Raw genomic sequence first — 15,727 nt, 5'->3', positions numbered from 1 at the left:
CGATCCGTACCGCGGTGGATATCGACGGATCGTTGCACTGCGCACGCGTGAATGGCGTGGACCGGACTGGCTCGCAGTTTGGGGGAGAACGCCTACAGCCTCTCCAGCACTCCCATCAGGTCCTCGAGTAGCGCATCGGTGCGCGCTTCGATCTCGTCGAAGGCATCGGCAAGGTCTTCGAGTGCCTCGTGATCGCGGCTGCGGGCGGCGATGCCGCGCTCGTAGTAGGCGGGATCGAGTTCGATCTCCGGTTCGACCCAGGTATCAACGTCGTCCTGGAGGGGAACGGGGAGCGCCCGCCGCACCGGGGCGCGGCCGGCCACGTGTGCCCGCACCAGCATCGACACCGACTGCGCAGTCATGGGTTGGCCGTGTGGGAGGTGTCCCCAGCGGTCGATCGGACACAACAGCGGTTGACGGGCCTGCTCCGCATCGAGCGGATCGGTGACGATTTCGATGGGGTCGGTGAGGTGATGGCGCAGCAGATGCGTGCCGGGATATAGGTCGAGAAATGCCTGGATCTCCGCCCACCGCTCATAGATCGCGACGGCGGGATTGTCCCCGTTCTCGGGATCCGGCGCGAGACGGAAACGCTCGCCGGCCCGGGTCGTGACGACGAGAACGTCTCCATCGAGGCGGAGGTCGCGGCGGCGCAGCCGGGTGATGTCGGTGAAGCTCATGCCGGTGGCGGCGAGGACGAGCAGGAGGCCGTCGCGGCGGCCGAACAGTCCGCTCGGCCAGCCGGTGGTGGGTAGCTCGACCGCTCGCTGCACCAGAAGGCGCCGGAGCCGGTCGAGACGCTGGGCACGGGTGGTGTCGAGGCGGCGGCGCACGGTCTCGGTCCGCCCCGGGGCGGGATAGCCGTGCTCGGTGTGGACGGCGTTGATCGCCGACAGGCGGCGTCGCTGCGTCGCGACCGCGGCCGGGTGCTCGTGCAGGAACAGTGCCAGGGTCTCCGACGCGGCGGGAATCGGTCGATGATCGGCGGCGGTGCACCAGTCGGCGAACAGCGCCCAGTCGTGCCGGTAGCGAGCCGGGATGCGGAGGCCGAGGTCCGCATCGTGAACATCGTTGCGGCGGTCGACTATCCGATCAGCGTCGATCATCGCGTTCAGAGTCCAAGGTTGGTGACGGCGTTGCCGATGAGCGGGGCGTGTTCGCGGGCGTAGGTTTCGAGCATGGCAGGGGTGCTGTGCCCGGTCTGGCGCATGATCGCGTGCGCGGAGGCGCCGTTGCGGAAGGCCTGGGTGACGAACCCGGCCCGCAGCGAATGCCCACCGAGCTGTTTCACGATCTCGGGGTCGTAGCCGGCCTGTTCGGCGCGGCGGCGGATCGCCTTGTGCACCGCCGCTCCCGACAGGGCGGTGTCGGAGAGGTTGCCGTTCTTGCGGATCGCCCGCAGCCACGGCGAGGACGGCACCATGCGCGGCCGCGACCCCCGGCACACGTGCGCCTCGAATGGTTCGGCGGTGCGGAGCAGCCGGATGACGGCGGGGCGGCCCCCGGCGTCGAAGGCGGCGACGACCTGCGCCCACCGCAGCCACGCGCACGGCGGGCAACTCGCATGACTGTGCGTGAACGGCAGGGCCCGGATGCTCCCCCGTCCCTCCTGATCGGTCTTCGATTTCCGGAGCTTGATGTGCAGGCCGTCGAGCCGGTGCAGCGAGATGTCACTGCAGGTCAGCGTGACGAGTTCGCTGCGCCGGAACGCCCCGGCGAAGCCCACCAAGAAGATGGCGGAGTCGCGGCGTTCGAGGACCTCCGCGGCCCAGCCGGCACTGTCGGCGCGCATCGTCTCGACGATGGTGACGATGTCGGCGGTCAGCAACGGCACCCGCGGGCTCCGGGGCCGCTCCCCCGCCGCGGCATAGTCCCGGCGGATCCCGGACAGGGTCGCGGTGACCAGCTCGTCGGCCCCGGGGGCGGGATGGCCGGCGCGGCGGTGGTGGTAGCCGATGCCCGCGACCCAGCGGGCCAACGTTGAGGGTGAGTAGGCCCGCTCCCCCGCCTGCGTCACGGTGGCGGCGGCCTCGTGGAGGTAGGCGGCGACGGTGAGCGGATGCGCCGGCAACGCGACATGTCCTTCCCTGCCGCACCAGGCGGTGAAGCGGTCCCAGTCGGCGGCGTAGTTACGCCGGGTCGACTCGGACCGCGACCGCGCCGCTGTCCCGGCCACCTGCGTGAGGGTCTCGGTCGGCAAGACCGGCACGGACGGCGTGGCGGGCTCCGCGGCGGTCGACACAGAGGCGTCGGAGGGGTCCGGATGGCGCATGAGCAGGTCGTCGGGCACGAACCGGAAGCCTACCGCCCTGTTCGGACAGGTTTCCACCGGAAAACGCGCTCAGCTGGGGTTTCGGGGTCGATGGTGCGCTAATGGCAATTAGCAACACCAACCCCGCACAAACCACGAGTGACATAGGCCCAGAGCGGAGGTCCACCCGATTTCTTCGGTTGTTGTAGGTTCCACGGGAACGTGTCATTTTCCAGATTTCGTGTCACCGGCGTGTCATTTTCCAAGTTTCATGTCACTCGGGCGGACACTGTAAAAGTGCCCCGGACCAGCGAGGTTGAGGTCAGGTACGTGCAGGAATCAGGTGATCCTGTCGCGACGACTCTCGCTGCAGCGGATCCCTGTCGGATGATCCAGGGACTACCTGTACGGAAGGTCCGCAGCCCTCCCCGTCGGCGGCACTATGCCGGGATGTTCTGGTCGGCCACCAACCGTGCCCATGTCCTCTACGAGAGCAGGCTCGAGCTGGATCGGTTGTGGCTGGCGGACTATGCACCCGAGGTGGTGAGGATCGCGGCGCAGCCGATGTGGTTGTGCGGCCCGGACGGGAACGCCAAGCGCCGGCATGTGCCAGACCTGCTGCTCCAACGCATAGACGGCGGATTCACGGTGGTCGACGTCAAGCCGGCCGAGTTCGCCCGTCGCGACGAGGTAGCGCAGGTGTTCGCGTGGACTGAGCGAGTGTGTGCCTCGCGGGGATGGTCCTACGAGGTGTGGTCAGGTGCCGATCCGGTGGTTCTGGCGAACGTCCGGACGATCGGCGCTGCCCGTCGATTCGGGTGGGTGGCCTCTGGTTCTTTGTCAGCGATGGCAACGACGACGGCACGCGTGGGGATGACCCTCGACGAGGTCAGTGCCTCCGCGAAGAAGCCCGGCGGCCGGTTGGCGGTGTTGGCGATGTTGTGGTCTGGCATCTGGTCGGTGGATCTGTTGGTGCCGTTGTCCGGGCAGTCGGTACTGACGGCCGTGAGGGACGCACCATGACGAATGTTCTCGAACTTCGGCTGGGCGTGCAGATGTGGGTCGACGGTTCCTCGTGGGAAGTCGTCGGATTGTCCGGCGCAGAGGTCGTTCTGCGATCTGGTGAAACATTGCAGCGGATGACGATCGCCGAGCTCGGTGCACGCAATAGTGCGATGGCCACGCCGACAGCGACGAATGATCCTGATCTGGATCCCGCCGCCGTCGTGCTGTCGTCGTTGACCGCGACGCAGCGCTATGAACTGGAGAAACGAGCCGAGCAGGTTCGCTGCGTACTGACAACCGTTGGAAGCGATGCAGCACCGCTCAAAACGACACTGCGAGCAAAGGCCGAAGAACTCGGCGTGTCGGTGCGGACCCTTCAGCGCTGGATCGCCGAGTACCGAACAGGTGGCATCGCTGGTTTGGTCGACGCCCGTGTCCGCAACAGATACACCCTCGGCGTGGACCCACGGTGGGACACCGCATGTGTGAGAGTGCTCGACCGTTACGTCACAGCCTCGACCCCGACGATGGGCGCAGTCATCGACACAATCGCCCGGGAACTGGAGGCCGAATACGGACCAGGGGTCGTGCCGGTGCCGGGCAAGAGTACCGCCTACAAACGGCTCAAGGCACTGTCGAAGGGGCGGCACGCGTTCGGCAGCGCGAAAGGCCGCCGCTCGGTGGCCGATCGGCCCCGCGGTGTCCTCGGCCGGCTACGCGCGACCCGTCCGGGCGAGTACGTGGTGCTCGACACCACGCCCCTGGATGTGTTCGCGATGGAACCGGTCACCATGCGCTGGGTCGGGGTCGAGTTGACCGTGGCGATGGACCTGTACACCCGCTGCATCCTCGGCCTGCGCCTGACACCGCTGTCGACGCGGTCCCAGGACGTGGCGAATGTGCTGTACCAGTGCATCACTCCCGCCCGCGACACCGACGCGAATCCGGATCAGGTCTGGCCGTATCACGGGGTGCCACGAAACCTGCTCGTCGGCACCGAAACCCCGGACGGGATCTCCCAGCAACGCATCGGGGATCTACCGGCATGTCTGCCCGAAGCGATCGTCGTCGATCACGGCAAGCAGTACCTGTCCTCGCACGTGATCGGGGTGTGCGCCCGACTGGGCATCACCGTCCAGCCGGCGATCCCGCACAAGCCCACCGACAAACCCACCGTTGAACGCTTCTTCCGTACCCTGCGCGAATCACTGCTGCAGCACCTGCCCGCCTACAAGGGCCCGGACGTCTACTCGCGGGGCAAGGACGTCGAAGACGCCGCGTTCTATTACGCCAGTGAGCTCGAGCAGATCATCCGGGAATGGGTGGGCCGGGTCTATCACCACACCCGCCACGACGGACTGTGCGTACCGGAACTGCCGCGGGTGGGGTTCTCGCCGAGTGAGATGTTCGAGATCGGCGTCGCCAAATCCGGTGGTCTGCTGTTGCCGGCGAATCCGGATCTGGCGTACGAGTTCCTCGATGTGCGGTGGCGCACGATCCAGCACTACGGCGTCGAGGTCGACGGGTTGCGTTACGACGGCCCCGGGCTCAGCCTGTATCGCACCGCCCGCTCCCCGTACGTCGGTGTCCACGCCGGTAAGTGACCGATCTTCGTCGATAACCACGACATCCGGCACGCCTGGTTCCAGGACCCGGACACCCACCGCTGGCATCAGCTGGTGTGGGAGCACGGCGCTTGCCTGAACCAGCCGTTCAGCAAGGACGCCGCCGACTACGCCAAACGCGTCGCCGTGCGCGAGCGTCGCCACCTCGATCCCGCCGCCGCGGTACGGGATCTGTTGCTCGCGTGGAGTCGAGACGACGTCGCGACCCGCCGCGACCGCGCCCTGGCCCGCCGCCTGAGCGCACACCGCCCAGGCGCGAACCTCGAGGGACAGCCGACCGGTTTCGACGACGAACGCGAATCCGCGTCCGTGCCGGGAGTCGCCGAGCTGCTCGACGGACTCGCCGCCGGTCGATCTCACCGGTTGGAGGTGGTCGACGACATCGACGTGTTCGACCGGTACTACGCGGAGCATCCCGACGAGGAGATCTTCGAGGTGTTCGACGAATGAACCCCTGGGCCACCTGGCTGACGACGTATGGCACCGCCCGCTACCAGCTTTCCCGCAAACAGGGATGGCACGCCTTCGTCACCGCCCCGGCCCGCCCGCCGTTCGAGATCCTCTCGCGCCCCGCGATGTCCCGGCTGTCGGAGGAGGACCGCGAGGACTACAACGAATCCCGGATGGTGTGGAACGCGAACCTGCCGACGATCAAGACCAGTCAACTCACCGCTGCCTACGGGATCTGCGATCAGGTGATGGCCTCGGCGTATCGGGACGGCGACAAGCTGCGTGGTTCGGTGGTCATCGACGCCGAGCCCGGTCTCGGCAAGACCACCATCGCCACCCGTTACGCCCGCGACTTCCACCGCCGTGTTCTCCGCCGCGAAGGACCCCTCACCGTGGAGGGGCATCAACGGTGGCCGGTGGCGTTCATCCCGCTCAGCGCCGGGGTCACCCTCAAAGGCCTCAACCAGCAGATCCTGCGGCTTTACGGCCACCCGGCCGTGGACCGTGCCTCCACCTCGAAACTCGGGGCCTTGGCGGTGGACTGCGTCACTTCCTGCGGCACCCGGTTGATCGTGCTCGACGATCTGCACTTCGTCGACTTCCGGCACCGCAACGGCCTGGAGGTGTCCAACCATCTCAAGGGTTTGGCCAACGACATGGCCGCCACCTTCGTCTACGTCGGGGTGAATCTGACCGCCAAACGCTTCTTCGACGAAGGCCTGCTCGGTGAGCACACCGTCTACGCCCAGACCAGCCGCCGCGCCACCCGCTGCCCGGTCGCCCCGTTCAGCATCGACACCGACACCGGGATGCGCGGCTGGCTCGCGCTGCTGCGCACCGCCGAAGACCACCTCATCCTCGCCGACGCCCGCGCCGGGATGCTGTGCGAGCACGCCCGGCTGGTGCACCGCCGCACCCAAGGGCGGATCGCGTCGCTGACGAACCTGCTCGACCGCGTCTCGTATCTCGCGATCGCCACCGGCGTCGAAACCGTCACCGCCGAGCTGATCACCACCGCGACCGTCGACAATGCCAGCGAATCCGCTGCCCGCACGGGCTGAGCCCAGCGCACCTCGACCCGACACCACCCGAGGTCCAGAGACAGTCGTGGCGATGTGGGTGGAGCGGTGGCCGATCACCGTGCACCTGCACCGCGGTGAGTACCTGCCGGGATGGCTGATGCGCGTCGGTGCGCGGTATCGGCTCTCTCCGCTGCAGATTCTGCGGGAGTTGCAGGTGGTGCAGGGTCCGGTCGCCTATCACCGCGTTCTCGACTACCTGAGCGCGAATCAGCGGCGGATCGCCGCTTACCTCGGCGTCCCCATGGGTGAGCTGTCGCTCGCTTTGTGGGGGACACCGATCGATGCCGCCGCGGCCCGCTACCTGGTTCACCACTGCCAGATTCGACCCGATCCCGCGGGGGCGCGGTACTGTCCCCGCTGTCTGGTCGAATCAGATCCGTGGTGGCACGCAGGCTGGGCGAATCCGCTGCTGCCGATCTGCCTGCGCCATCAGGTGTATCTGCGGACGGTGTGTCCCGGGTGCGGGCAAGTTCCGTGGACCGGCACCACATGGATGGGCAATATCGCGGTGCCGTGGCGATGTCCGCAGCGCCGCCCCCGCGACCCCGCCCAGCGACCAGGACGTGTGCAGCCGCTCTGCCGGTACGACCTGCGTGATGTCCCAGCGCTGTCTGCGCCGGAGAAGATGTGCACGGCCCAACAGAATCTGATCGAGTTCGCTGCCCTCGCCGACCGGCAACCGAGCCGCCAGTTGCACTACGGCACCGTCGATATACCCATCATCGAAGCCCTCGACCGGCTGTGCCAGCGACTCGTCGCAGCAGTCGGACTTCACTCAAGCAAGGGAGCAGTCTGATGTTCTGAGGGACGAGATTCGTTCCGTCGACATGCCTGATGCTCCTCGCTTGTCGGAGTTCTGCCGCACACGTGGGGCGGAGTAACGGGAGTCTGGCCGAAACACACGAGAGCACGCGCCCACAGCAATCGGGCTCCTGCCGACCTCACACCGATAGCTGGGCCGAGGCATTCGAACTTTCAAGCGGGGTCTGGCCCTGTCCCTGCATGACACCTCATGTCTCGCCGTCGTGCCTAACCGTGCACAAAGGGCAAAACCGACCATCTGACAGGGTGTGCTAATTTCGGCACGTCATTGCGACGACGCCCGAGGAAGCCGGTGTGATTCCGGCGCGGTCCCGCCACTGTGACCGGAGAACGATCTCCGGGAGCCAGATACTCACGTCGCCGTACCTCCTTGCCCGGGGCGGACTTCCCCGAGAGAGGGCGTAATCGCCATGCGTGTACGCGCAGCCTTCCCGAAGCTCCTGATCGCGCTGACCGCCGCGAGCCTTCTGCTCGCAGGATGTTCGACGGCGGGATCCGATACCGAGAACGCCGCCTCGGACGGGTGTATCACCGACTTCGACCCGTCGGTCGACTATTTCCCCGACAAGTCCGAGATCGTCGACGCCGAGAACTTCTCCATTACCTACGAAAAGAGTTACCAGGTGCTCACCGTGAACGAACCGTTCACGGGCGCAAAACCTGAGTCGTACGTGCTGGTCAAGTGCGGGGCACCCGCCCCGGAGCTGGCGGGCGAGCTGGCCGAAGCCCAACAGATCCAGGTGCCGATCACGAGCCTGTACTCCGGCTCGACCACCCACCTGCCACTGGTGACCGCGCTCGACGAACTCGATGTGCTCACCGGCGTCTCGAACGGCTCGTACGTCTCCGACACCACCGTGATCAAGCGCATCGCCTCCGGTGACATCGCCGAATACGCAGCAGGTGCCTCGATCGACACCGAGGCCGTCGTGCTGGCCGCACCCGAAGTGGTGATGACCGGCGGCACCGACGACCCCGCCTACACGCAGCTGCGCGAGGCCGGGATCGGCGTGGTCGCCAACGCCGAATGGCTCGAGGCGTCCCCGTTGGGCCGAGCCGAGTGGATCAAGGTCGTGGCTGCGCTCACCGGCACGGAAGCTCGGGCCGCCGAGGTCTACGACGGTATCCGCGACCGGTATCTCGACGTCGCGGCGAAGGCCGCCGACGTCGAGACCGTGCCCGTGTTGCTCGGCGGGATGTCGCAGGGCACCTGGTACATGTCCTCCGGCGGCAGTTACATGGGCCGGTTGTTCGGCGATGCCGGTGCGCAGTGGCCGTGGCAGGACGTGACGACCACCGGTTCGCTTCCCCTCGATTTCGAAGCCGTGGTCGCGCAGGCCGCCGACGCTCCGACCTGGCTGGTGGTCAACAGTTGGACCTCCATCGGTGACGCTCTCGCGGACGACGAACGCTACGGATCGCTCGCCGCGGTCGATACCGGCCGGGTCTGGAACGCGAACAAGGCACTCGGACCGAACGGCGGTAACGACTTCTACGAGCGCGGCGTGCTGCGTCCCGACCTGATCCTGGCGGATCTCGTCGCGATCCTGCATCCCGATCTCCTGCCCGACCACGAGTTCACGTTCTATCGGCAACTGCCGGCATGACCGCCGTGCTGAAGACACCCGAGCCCGCGGTCGATAGGCGGCTGGACGCATCACCTCGGGCAGGCCGCGTCACCGTCGTGTTCGTGGCTCTCGCGGTCGCAGTCGCCGTCGCGACGGTACTGTCGGTGACCCTGGGATCGGTGACAGTCCCGCTCGCCGAGACCGTGAGGGTGTTGTCCGGCGGCTCCGCGACAGATACGCGCTGGGACATGGTGATACGCGATCTGCGCCTGCCGCGCACCGTCACCGCCCTTGCGGTCGGCGCAGCTCTCGGGATCGCGGGCCTGCAGATGCAGACGCTGTTCCGCAACGCTCTGGCCGACCCGTTCATTCTCGGTGCGAGCTCCGGTGCCAGTCTCGGTGTCGCTGTCGTGGTGGTCGCCGGGGGTGGCGGCGCCGGCGGGTTCACCGCAGGGCTGGCGGGCCTCGGCCGTGCCGGGGTGGTGATCGCCGCGGCGCTCGGCGCAGCCGCGGTACTTCTGCTGATCGTGGTGTTGGCGCGGTGGGTGAAATCCGCGGTGACGTTGCTGCTGATCGGTGTGATGCTGGGGTCGGCGACCACCGCGGTGGTATCCGTCCTGCTGGTCTATGCGGATCCGCAACGAAGCCAGCAGTTCCTGGTATGGGGGTTGGGCAGCTTCACGGCGACGACCTGGTCGGATCTGAGGCTGCTCGTCCCCGTCGTACTCGGGGGGATCGCCGTTGCCCTGCTGACGGTGCGTGCCTTGAACGCTCTGCTCCTCGGCGAGGGATACGCCCGTTCGATGGGCATCGATATCCGCATCGTCCGGTTGACGACGGTGATCTCCGCTGCCCTGCTGGCCGGTGCCACCACGGCCTTCTGTGGCCCCATCGGCTTCCTCGGCCTCATCGTTCCGCACCTGGCGCGCATGGCGTTCGGCACCTCGGACCACCGCGTACTCCTGCCGGGCGTGGCGCTACTCGGTGGTGCGCTGGCACTGATCTGCGGGATCGTGAGCCAGATGCCGGGCACCGACACCGTCTTCCCCCTCAACGCCGTCACAGCGATCGTGGGGGCACCCGTGGTCATCGCCGTCCTGATCCGCTCGCGCCGCGGAGCACTGGGAGCGGCGCTGTGACCCCCGCCGGCGTGGAACTGCGGGATCTGACCATCGGCTACACCCGTCGTCGCGCCTTCCGCGCGAACACGGTCACCAAGATCGCCGCGAACCTGACCGCCGTTGCTCGACGGGGCGAACTGACCGCGCTGGTCGGACCCAACGGCGCGGGCAAATCGACTTTGCTGCGCACGCTGTGTGGGCTGCAACCGCCTCTGGGCGGACAGGTATTCGTCGACGGTGAGGACCTCGCCACGGTGCGCCCCGCCGATCTCGCGACCCGCATCTCGGTGGTCCTCACCGATCGCATCGACCCGGGTTTGCTGACCGTGCGCGAACTCGTCGCCCTGGGCCGGACGCCGCACCTGCCGGCCAGCGCCCGGGTGTCCCCCGAGGACCGGGCTGCGGTGGACTGGGCCCTCGACGCTGTGGGAGCCACGCCCCTGGCGTCCCGTCAGTTCGGCGAACTGTCCGATGGCCAGCGACAACGGACTCTCGCCGCCCGGGCGCTCGCCCAGGATCCGTCGTTGCTGGTACTCGACGAGCCCACCTCGTTCCTCGACGTTCCGTCACGCGTCGAACTCGTCGATGTACTGGGACGCCTGGCACGCGAGCAGAATCTGGCGGTCGTGATGTCCACCCACGAACTCGAACTCGCGTTCCGGGTGTCCGACCGGATGTGGCTGCTCGACGCCGACCGGACCCTGACCTGCGACACCCCCGCTGCCCTCGCCGAATCTGGCCGTATCGGGGCGGCGTTCGATCGTGGACGCATGCGGTTCGATCCTCGCAGGATGGTGTTCGACCTGGAAGCGGAGAACAACCGTGTCTGATGCGATCGGGACTCTTGAGCGAATTACAGTGTGGGGCCCGTACTTCCGCGTAAGCACGGGCCCTGCCGACGACAGATGGCGTCCCACCGCCGAGCTACGCACCCCCGCGACCCGCGACGCTCTGGTGGCCGACATGGCAGCACGGATAGGGACCGCCGAACCGCGCGTGGCAGTATCGACCCTCTTCTTCGGCTACGTCGCACGCTTGTGGTCGATGGCGATCGGTTCCGTCGTCGACTCCGGACGGTGTGTCCGGCTCGATCCCGAGCTGCTCCTGTGGCGGAACGCTGGCGGGCTGCACTTGCACATCACCGAACCGGATTTCGGTGACGGTGTCGCCGTGGAGGTGCTCGACCGGCAGATCGGACCGCTCGTCGACTCATGGTCCAACAAGGCCGCAGCCGGACTGCTGTGGGGTAACACTGCATCGGCCTTGATCGGTGCAGGCCGGGTGATCGGTTCCGCCACGGGTCCTCACGTCGACTCACTGCTGTCCGATCCGCGTCTCGCCGACGCCATCGACCCGGCGACCGGTCGACGTCGCAGCTGCTGTCTGTACTACCGCACCCCCACCGGCGGGGTCTGCGGCGATTGCGTCTTTCCTACCCCGCCGAAGGACCTTTCGAAGGAGATTCCGTGACAGTTGGTTTCGATCCCGAGACGCTCGACACTGAGGACGGTGGGCGTGAACAGCGTTGGCCGTTGCCGACCGACGAGGACAGCCTGCTGCGTCTGATCCGGCTGCTGTTCGAGGACTACTGGAACGACATGTGGTTCGGTCTGCTCATCGAAGGTTCGGCGCTGGAGGTCGCGGCCCCGAACGCACCGAAGAAGATCGGGATGTACGACGGGTACGTCACCGTCGACTTCGGCCGGTGGCACTTCCATCTGTGCATCGGCGAACACACCGCCAGTGGACCGGAACTCGGCCGGATCCGCCGCTGCGGCCGCGCCGAGCTGTACCGCAGGATCGGCAAGGACGACACCGTCACCTCGTGGGGTCTGCGCATGTTCAACGGCCGGGACGAGCAGATGCTCACGATCATGCTGCCCACCCCGTTCCTCACCAATACCCAACAGTTGACCGATGAACCGGTCTGGGAACACCTCGAGGCGTGGGACCGCATCCGCGCGGAATTTCTGGGGCTGGAACCCGATCCACGCGATCGCACAGGTAGGGGCTTCCGGCACACATGAGTGTGAAGCCGGGCGCCGACCGAGGTCCGGCGCGGAGCGGCGTCGCTCAGGGACCACGCAGCGAGAGGCACCCTGGCCGACGCTTGGCTGGGACAGGATCTCGGCCTATCGGATCCGTGCGCCGTCCAAGGGTGTCCCCGCAACGAGGTGGACTTCGATGAGCTCGTCGACCTCTGCCGGGCCGATACGGCCGTACCAGACGTCATCGGGTTGGACGGCGACGACCGGGGCCTGATTACAGGGAAACATGCAGGTCGCGGCGCACATCAGGACCTCGGTGTCCTTGAGCCCCCGTTGCGTCAGTCCGTCCGCGAGGGCCGTCCAGGTCTGCTCGGCACCCCGCGCGCTGCAGCGCGGCCCCCGACAGACCGTCACGTGGCGACGATACGGCGGCACCTGTTCCCACGCGGGCGAGGTGACCGGCGCTTCGGTGCCACGGACCGGCCGTACACTCTGCAGAGCCGTATCAATGACACCGGGGACGGCGACGTCCGCGCCGACCAGGACGGTAGCGATCACGACATCCGGTGCCTCGGGGCCGCGCTCGCGCCACCAGTGCGCGGCGACCCGTCGCAGCCACGACAAGCCGGGGGCCAGCGGCCCGAAACACACCCCGAGCAACTCGATCCGTGTCACCCCTCGGTCGGCGAGTTCGGTCAGCACTGTCGACAGTGCGGGCTCGGCGATCTGCAGGAAGGCGAGCCGCGCGCCCGCTCCTGTTGCGGCGGCCTCCAGCTCCCGGGCGGCGTTGACCTCGCGGATCGACATGCCGACCAGAACGCGCCCGGTCACCGGGCGGCCTCGATGTCGACCGACCGGTGGGGTAGGACCAACGGTGTGCCTGCGACGGGATCGGTGATCACGGTGGCCTCCACACCGAAGACGTCGCGCACCACCTCGGGAGTGATGACTTCGCTGGGCGGTCCGGCGGTCACCAGCGTCCCCGCTCGCATCGCCACAAGGTGATGGGCATAGCGACTGGCCATATTGAGGTCGTGCAACACCAGCACGATGGTGCGTCCGAGCCGGTGGTTGAGGGAAGCGAGCAGGTCGAGCACCTCGATCTGATGGGCCAGGTCGAGGAAGGTCGTGGGCTCGTCGAGCAGCATGATGTCGGGATTCTGGGCCAACGCCAGCGCGATCCACACGCGTTGGCGTTGGCCACCGGAGAGTTCGTCGATCGGGCTCTCGGCCAGTTGGTCGACGCCGGTCGCCGCCAGTGCGGCAGCCACCGCCTGCTCGTCTTCGGCACTCCACTGGCGGAACCACCGTTGATGGGGATGCCGGCCCCGGCCGACGAGATCGGCGACAGTGATGCCGTCCGGGGCGAGGGGCTGCTGCGGCAGCAGACCGAGGGTGCGGGCCAGCGTGCGCGCCGGCATCTCGGTGAGCTCGGTACCGTCCAGAAGGACTCGGCCGTGCTGCGGCGACAACAGGCGGGCCAGGCCCCGCAACAGTGTCGACTTGCCGCACCCGTTGGGTCCGACGATCGCCGTGATCCGGCCGGCAGGCAGGCTCGTGCTCACCTGGTCGACGATCAGCGAGGAGCCGTAGCCCAGGCTGAGCTGCTCGGTCGTCAACGAGACCGACGGGGTCGCGTGTGCTGGCTGCGGTGTCATCCGGCGGCTCCGATGCGGTGGGCGCGGGCGAGGAGATAGAGCAGGACCGGCGCTCCGAGGATCGCCGTGAGGACTCCGACGGGCATCTCCGCCGGCGCGAAGATCGAGCGGCCGGCCAGGTCGGCGCTGACCACCAGGAGGGCGCCGACGGCGGCAGAGGGCGCAAGGCCGACCTGCCGCTCGGCGAGGATGCGGCGGGTGATCTGTGGTGCCACCAGCGCGACGAAACCGATGGGGCCGGCAGCTGCGGTCGCCATCGCGGCGAGGACCACTGCGATCAGGAGCAACAGCACCTTGCGGCCTTGACCGGTTCCGGTCAGGGTGCGGGTGAGATCGTCGCCGAGCTCGAGCAGCCGTAGGTGCCGCGACATCGCGATCAGGACCGGGACCGTCGCCGCCAGCGCGATGAGGATGATGGTCACGTGCAGCCCGCTGCGATTGGCCAGGCTGCCGGTCAGCCAGGCGGCGGCACTCATGGCTCGGTGGATGTCGGAACGGGTGAGCAGATAGGAGATGGCCGAGGAGAGCATCGCCGCGACACCGATCCCGACCAGCACCAGCCGGAAGCCGTGCAGACCGCGCCGGTAGGCGATGAGCACGATCATCAGCGCAGCGAGGATCGCGCCGGCCAGCGCACCGAACACGAGTTGCAGACCGCTGCCCCCCACGATGAGCAGCACGGTCAATGCGCCCATCGCCGCCCCGGAATTGATGCCGATGATGTCGGGGCTGACGAGCGGATTGGCGGCGATGCGCTGCAATATGGCCCCCGAGAGCGCAAAGGCTGCGCCGACACCGAGCCCGGCCAGTGCCCGGGGCAGGCGGTCGCCCAGCACGACCTCGCGCTCGATGAGGGTGCCTCCGCCGCCCACGATGGTGAGGGCGTCGGAAGCCGAGATCGGGTACACCCCGAGGACCAAGGAAGCCGTGGCGACCGCAACGGCGGCCATGCCGGTGAGGACGGTGAGCAGCACCGAGGAGCGGCTGATCCGAAAGGAGACCGGGGTACCTCGCGGGGCCACCAGGAGCGTGTCGCGGGTTGGACCGCGGCGCACCGGCGAACTCATGTGCCGACCACCTTGCGGTTGCGGACCAGGTAGAGGAAGAACGGGGCGCCGACCAGGCCGGTGATGATCCCGACCTGCAGCTGTTCGGGCTGGACCAGGAGGCGTCCGAGGATGTCGGCGATCAGCAGCAGCATGGGCGCGAGCACGATGGTCCAGGCGAGCACCCAGCGGTAGTCCGAGCCCGTGATCATCCGTGCGATGTGGGGTACCACGAGCCCGATGAACCCGACCGGACCTGCGATAGCGGTGGCGCCACCCGCAAGCAGAACCACGGCGAGAGCCCCCGCGGTGCGGTCGACCCACACACGGGTACCGAGGCTGCGGGCGAGATCGTCACCCAGAGCCAGAGCATTCAGCGCGCGGGTCAGGCCCACAGCCAGGACGACGCCGACGGCGATGAACGGCGCTACCGCGGCCAGAGCTTCACTGTCCGAACGGGTCAACGATCCCACCACCCAATAGCGGAAGTCCTCCATCGTGGAGGCGTCCTGGAGCGTGATCATCGTGGTGACCGCGCCCAGGAGCGCGGTGAACGCCGACCCGGCCAGAGCGAGCTTCACCGGCGTGGCACCACCCAGACCGAGCGAGCCGAGCATGTAGACGAAGACTGCGGCCACCGCAGCTCCTGCGAAGGCGAACCACACATAACCGGCAGCGCTCGTGATGCCGAGACCGACCATCGCCGAGACCACCGCCAGCGCCGCGCCGGCGTTGATGCCCAACAGTCCGGGTCCCGCCAAGGGGTTGCGGGTCAGACCTTGCATCACCGCGCCGGCGACGCCGAGCGCCATCCCGGCCAGCAGGCCGGTTACGGTCCGCGGGATGCGGATATATCGCACCGCACGCTCGACGTCGCTGTCCGCCGAGCCTGTAACGGCCTCGACGACGTCGGAGAGGCTGACCGGCAGGGTGCCGAGCAGGACCGAGCCGAGGGTCACGGCCACCAGAACAGCCGTGGCCACCGCGAGCCCGAGTAGGCGAGTACGGTTGCCGCTCAGCAGGCCGGAGCGCACGACAGGCGCGCCGGCAGCCGTGGCCGGACCGTCCGCAGATCGCTCGGGGGTCGTTGCCGCCGTCGTCACCGCCTACC

At 67.8% G+C, this 15,727-nt stretch carries 16 protein-coding genes and 1 riboswitch; of the genes, 10 read left to right on the top strand and 6 right to left on the bottom strand.

Annotated features, from left to right (window positions below):
• Positions 1-92: 92 nt before the first annotated feature.
• Positions 93-1,106 (bottom strand): hypothetical protein, encoded by a 1,014-nt coding sequence (locus U9J23_RS26265; RefSeq protein WP_272269757.1) that lies wholly within the window; start codon positions 1,104-1,106, stop codon positions 93-95.
• 5 nt (positions 1,107-1,111) lie between these two features.
• On the bottom strand, positions 1,112-2,290 hold the full coding sequence (locus U9J23_RS26260; protein ID WP_326603258.1) for a site-specific integrase: 1,179 nt from the start codon (positions 2,288-2,290) through the stop codon (positions 1,112-1,114).
• Positions 2,291-2,638: 348 nt separating this feature from the next.
• Between U9J23_RS26260 and U9J23_RS26255 the strand changes: the two genes are divergently transcribed.
• From U9J23_RS26255 to U9J23_RS26210, 10 genes are all read left to right on the top strand, one after another.
• On the top strand, positions 2,639-3,274 hold the full coding sequence (locus U9J23_RS26255) for a TnsA-like heteromeric transposase endonuclease subunit (RefSeq protein ID WP_272269455.1): 636 nt from the start codon (positions 2,639-2,641) through the stop codon (positions 3,272-3,274).
• Positions 3,271-4,860 carry a helix-turn-helix domain-containing protein gene (locus tag U9J23_RS26250; RefSeq protein WP_272269457.1) on the top strand — a complete coding sequence of 530 codons (1,590 nt, stop codon included), beginning with the start codon at positions 3,271-3,273 and terminating at the stop codon, positions 4,858-4,860. Before U9J23_RS26255 ends, U9J23_RS26250 begins: the two co-directional genes overlap by 4 nt.
• A gap of 75 nt (positions 4,861-4,935) precedes the next feature.
• The gene (locus tag U9J23_RS26245) at positions 4,936-5,331 is read left to right on the top strand and encodes a hypothetical protein (RefSeq protein ID WP_272269459.1); all 396 of its coding nucleotides are present in this window, start codon (positions 4,936-4,938) and stop codon (positions 5,329-5,331) included.
• Entirely contained in the window at positions 5,328-6,392 is a 1,065-nt protein-coding gene (locus tag U9J23_RS26240) for an ATP-binding protein (RefSeq protein WP_272269461.1), read from the top strand. Before U9J23_RS26245 ends, U9J23_RS26240 begins: the two co-directional genes overlap by 4 nt.
• 52 nt (positions 6,393-6,444) lie before the next feature.
• The gene (locus tag U9J23_RS26235; protein WP_272269523.1) at positions 6,445-7,209 is read left to right on the top strand and encodes a TniQ family protein; all 765 of its coding nucleotides are present in this window, start codon (positions 6,445-6,447) and stop codon (positions 7,207-7,209) included.
• A gap of 277 nt (positions 7,210-7,486) precedes the next feature.
• A riboswitch (cobalamin riboswitch) is annotated at positions 7,487-7,609 on the top strand.
• Positions 7,610-7,645: 36 nt separating this feature from the next.
• Positions 7,646-8,842 carry an ABC transporter substrate-binding protein gene (locus tag U9J23_RS26230; RefSeq protein ID WP_272269463.1) on the top strand — a complete coding sequence of 399 codons (1,197 nt, stop codon included), beginning with the start codon at positions 7,646-7,648 and terminating at the stop codon, positions 8,840-8,842.
• Positions 8,839-9,942 carry a FecCD family ABC transporter permease gene (locus U9J23_RS26225; protein ID WP_326603253.1) on the top strand — a complete coding sequence of 368 codons (1,104 nt, stop codon included), beginning with the start codon at positions 8,839-8,841 and terminating at the stop codon, positions 9,940-9,942. The genes U9J23_RS26230 and U9J23_RS26225 overlap by 4 nt, the downstream gene beginning before the upstream one ends.
• Complete coding sequence (locus tag U9J23_RS26220; RefSeq protein WP_272269469.1) at positions 9,939-10,754, top strand: ABC transporter ATP-binding protein; 816 nt, start codon at positions 9,939-9,941, stop codon at positions 10,752-10,754. The genes U9J23_RS26225 and U9J23_RS26220 overlap by 4 nt, the downstream gene beginning before the upstream one ends.
• 133 nt (positions 10,755-10,887) lie before the next feature.
• Positions 10,888-11,394 (top strand): (2Fe-2S)-binding protein, encoded by a 507-nt coding sequence (locus U9J23_RS26215; RefSeq protein ID WP_272269471.1) that lies wholly within the window; start codon positions 10,888-10,890, stop codon positions 11,392-11,394.
• Complete coding sequence (locus U9J23_RS26210; RefSeq protein WP_272269473.1) at positions 11,391-11,951, top strand: DUF7676 family protein; 561 nt, start codon at positions 11,391-11,393, stop codon at positions 11,949-11,951. The genes U9J23_RS26215 and U9J23_RS26210 overlap by 4 nt, the downstream gene beginning before the upstream one ends.
• Before the next feature lie 105 nt (positions 11,952-12,056).
• On the opposite strand, the gene U9J23_RS26205 is transcribed toward U9J23_RS26210, so the two are convergent.
• The 4 genes from U9J23_RS26205 to U9J23_RS26190 are packed head-to-tail and all read right to left on the bottom strand — an operon-like array spanning position 12,057 to position 15,719.
• A complete protein-coding gene (locus tag U9J23_RS26205; RefSeq protein WP_272269476.1) occupies positions 12,057-12,743 on the bottom strand; it encodes a (2Fe-2S) ferredoxin domain-containing protein in 687 nt (228 codons plus the stop codon).
• Positions 12,740-13,570 carry an ABC transporter ATP-binding protein gene (locus tag U9J23_RS26200; RefSeq protein ID WP_272269479.1) on the bottom strand — a complete coding sequence of 277 codons (831 nt, stop codon included), beginning with the start codon at positions 13,568-13,570 and terminating at the stop codon, positions 12,740-12,742. The genes U9J23_RS26205 and U9J23_RS26200 overlap by 4 nt, the downstream gene beginning before the upstream one ends.
• Positions 13,567-14,637 (bottom strand): FecCD family ABC transporter permease, encoded by a 1,071-nt coding sequence (locus tag U9J23_RS26195; RefSeq protein ID WP_272269481.1) that lies wholly within the window; start codon positions 14,635-14,637, stop codon positions 13,567-13,569. Before U9J23_RS26195 ends, U9J23_RS26200 begins: the two co-directional genes overlap by 4 nt.
• Positions 14,634-15,719, bottom strand: coding sequence for a FecCD family ABC transporter permease (locus tag U9J23_RS26190; RefSeq protein ID WP_272269484.1), 1,086 nt, complete (start codon positions 15,717-15,719; stop codon positions 14,634-14,636). The genes U9J23_RS26195 and U9J23_RS26190 overlap by 4 nt, the downstream gene beginning before the upstream one ends.
• Between the last annotated feature and the right edge of the window lie 8 nt (positions 15,720-15,727).

The sequence above is a fragment of the Rhodococcus sp. PD04 genome, assembly GCF_035918275.1.
GTDB lineage: Bacteria > Actinomycetota > Actinomycetes > Mycobacteriales > Mycobacteriaceae > Rhodococcus > Rhodococcus rhodochrous.
This window is presented reverse-complemented; position numbering and strand designations above follow the sequence as displayed.

Excerpts from the sequence above, each read along its gene's own strand:
- U9J23_RS26230 (WP_272269463.1), top strand. The coding sequence starts at position 7,646 with ATGCGTGTACGCGCAGCCTTCCCGAAGCTCCTGATCGCGCTGACCGCC.
- U9J23_RS26255 (WP_272269455.1), top strand. The coding sequence starts at position 2,639 with ATGATCCAGGGACTACCTGTACGGAAGGTCCGCAGCCCTCCCCGTCGG.
- U9J23_RS26235 (WP_272269523.1), top strand. The coding sequence starts at position 6,445 with ATGTGGGTGGAGCGGTGGCCGATCACCGTGCACCTGCACCGCGGTGAG.
- U9J23_RS26250 (WP_272269457.1), top strand. The coding sequence starts at position 3,271 with ATGACGAATGTTCTCGAACTTCGGCTGGGCGTGCAGATGTGGGTCGAC.
- U9J23_RS26200 (WP_272269479.1), bottom strand. The coding sequence starts at position 13,570 with ATGACACCGCAGCCAGCACACGCGACCCCGTCGGTCTCGTTGACGACC.
- U9J23_RS26225 (WP_326603253.1), top strand. The coding sequence starts at position 8,839 with ATGACCGCCGTGCTGAAGACACCCGAGCCCGCGGTCGATAGGCGGCTG.
- U9J23_RS26265 (WP_272269757.1), bottom strand. The coding sequence starts at position 1,106 with ATGATCGACGCTGATCGGATAGTCGACCGCCGCAACGATGTTCACGAT.
- U9J23_RS26215 (WP_272269471.1), top strand. The coding sequence starts at position 10,888 with ATGGCAGCACGGATAGGGACCGCCGAACCGCGCGTGGCAGTATCGACC.
- U9J23_RS26195 (WP_272269481.1), bottom strand. The coding sequence starts at position 14,637 with ATGAGTTCGCCGGTGCGCCGCGGTCCAACCCGCGACACGCTCCTGGTG.
- U9J23_RS26240 (WP_272269461.1), top strand. The coding sequence starts at position 5,328 with ATGAACCCCTGGGCCACCTGGCTGACGACGTATGGCACCGCCCGCTAC.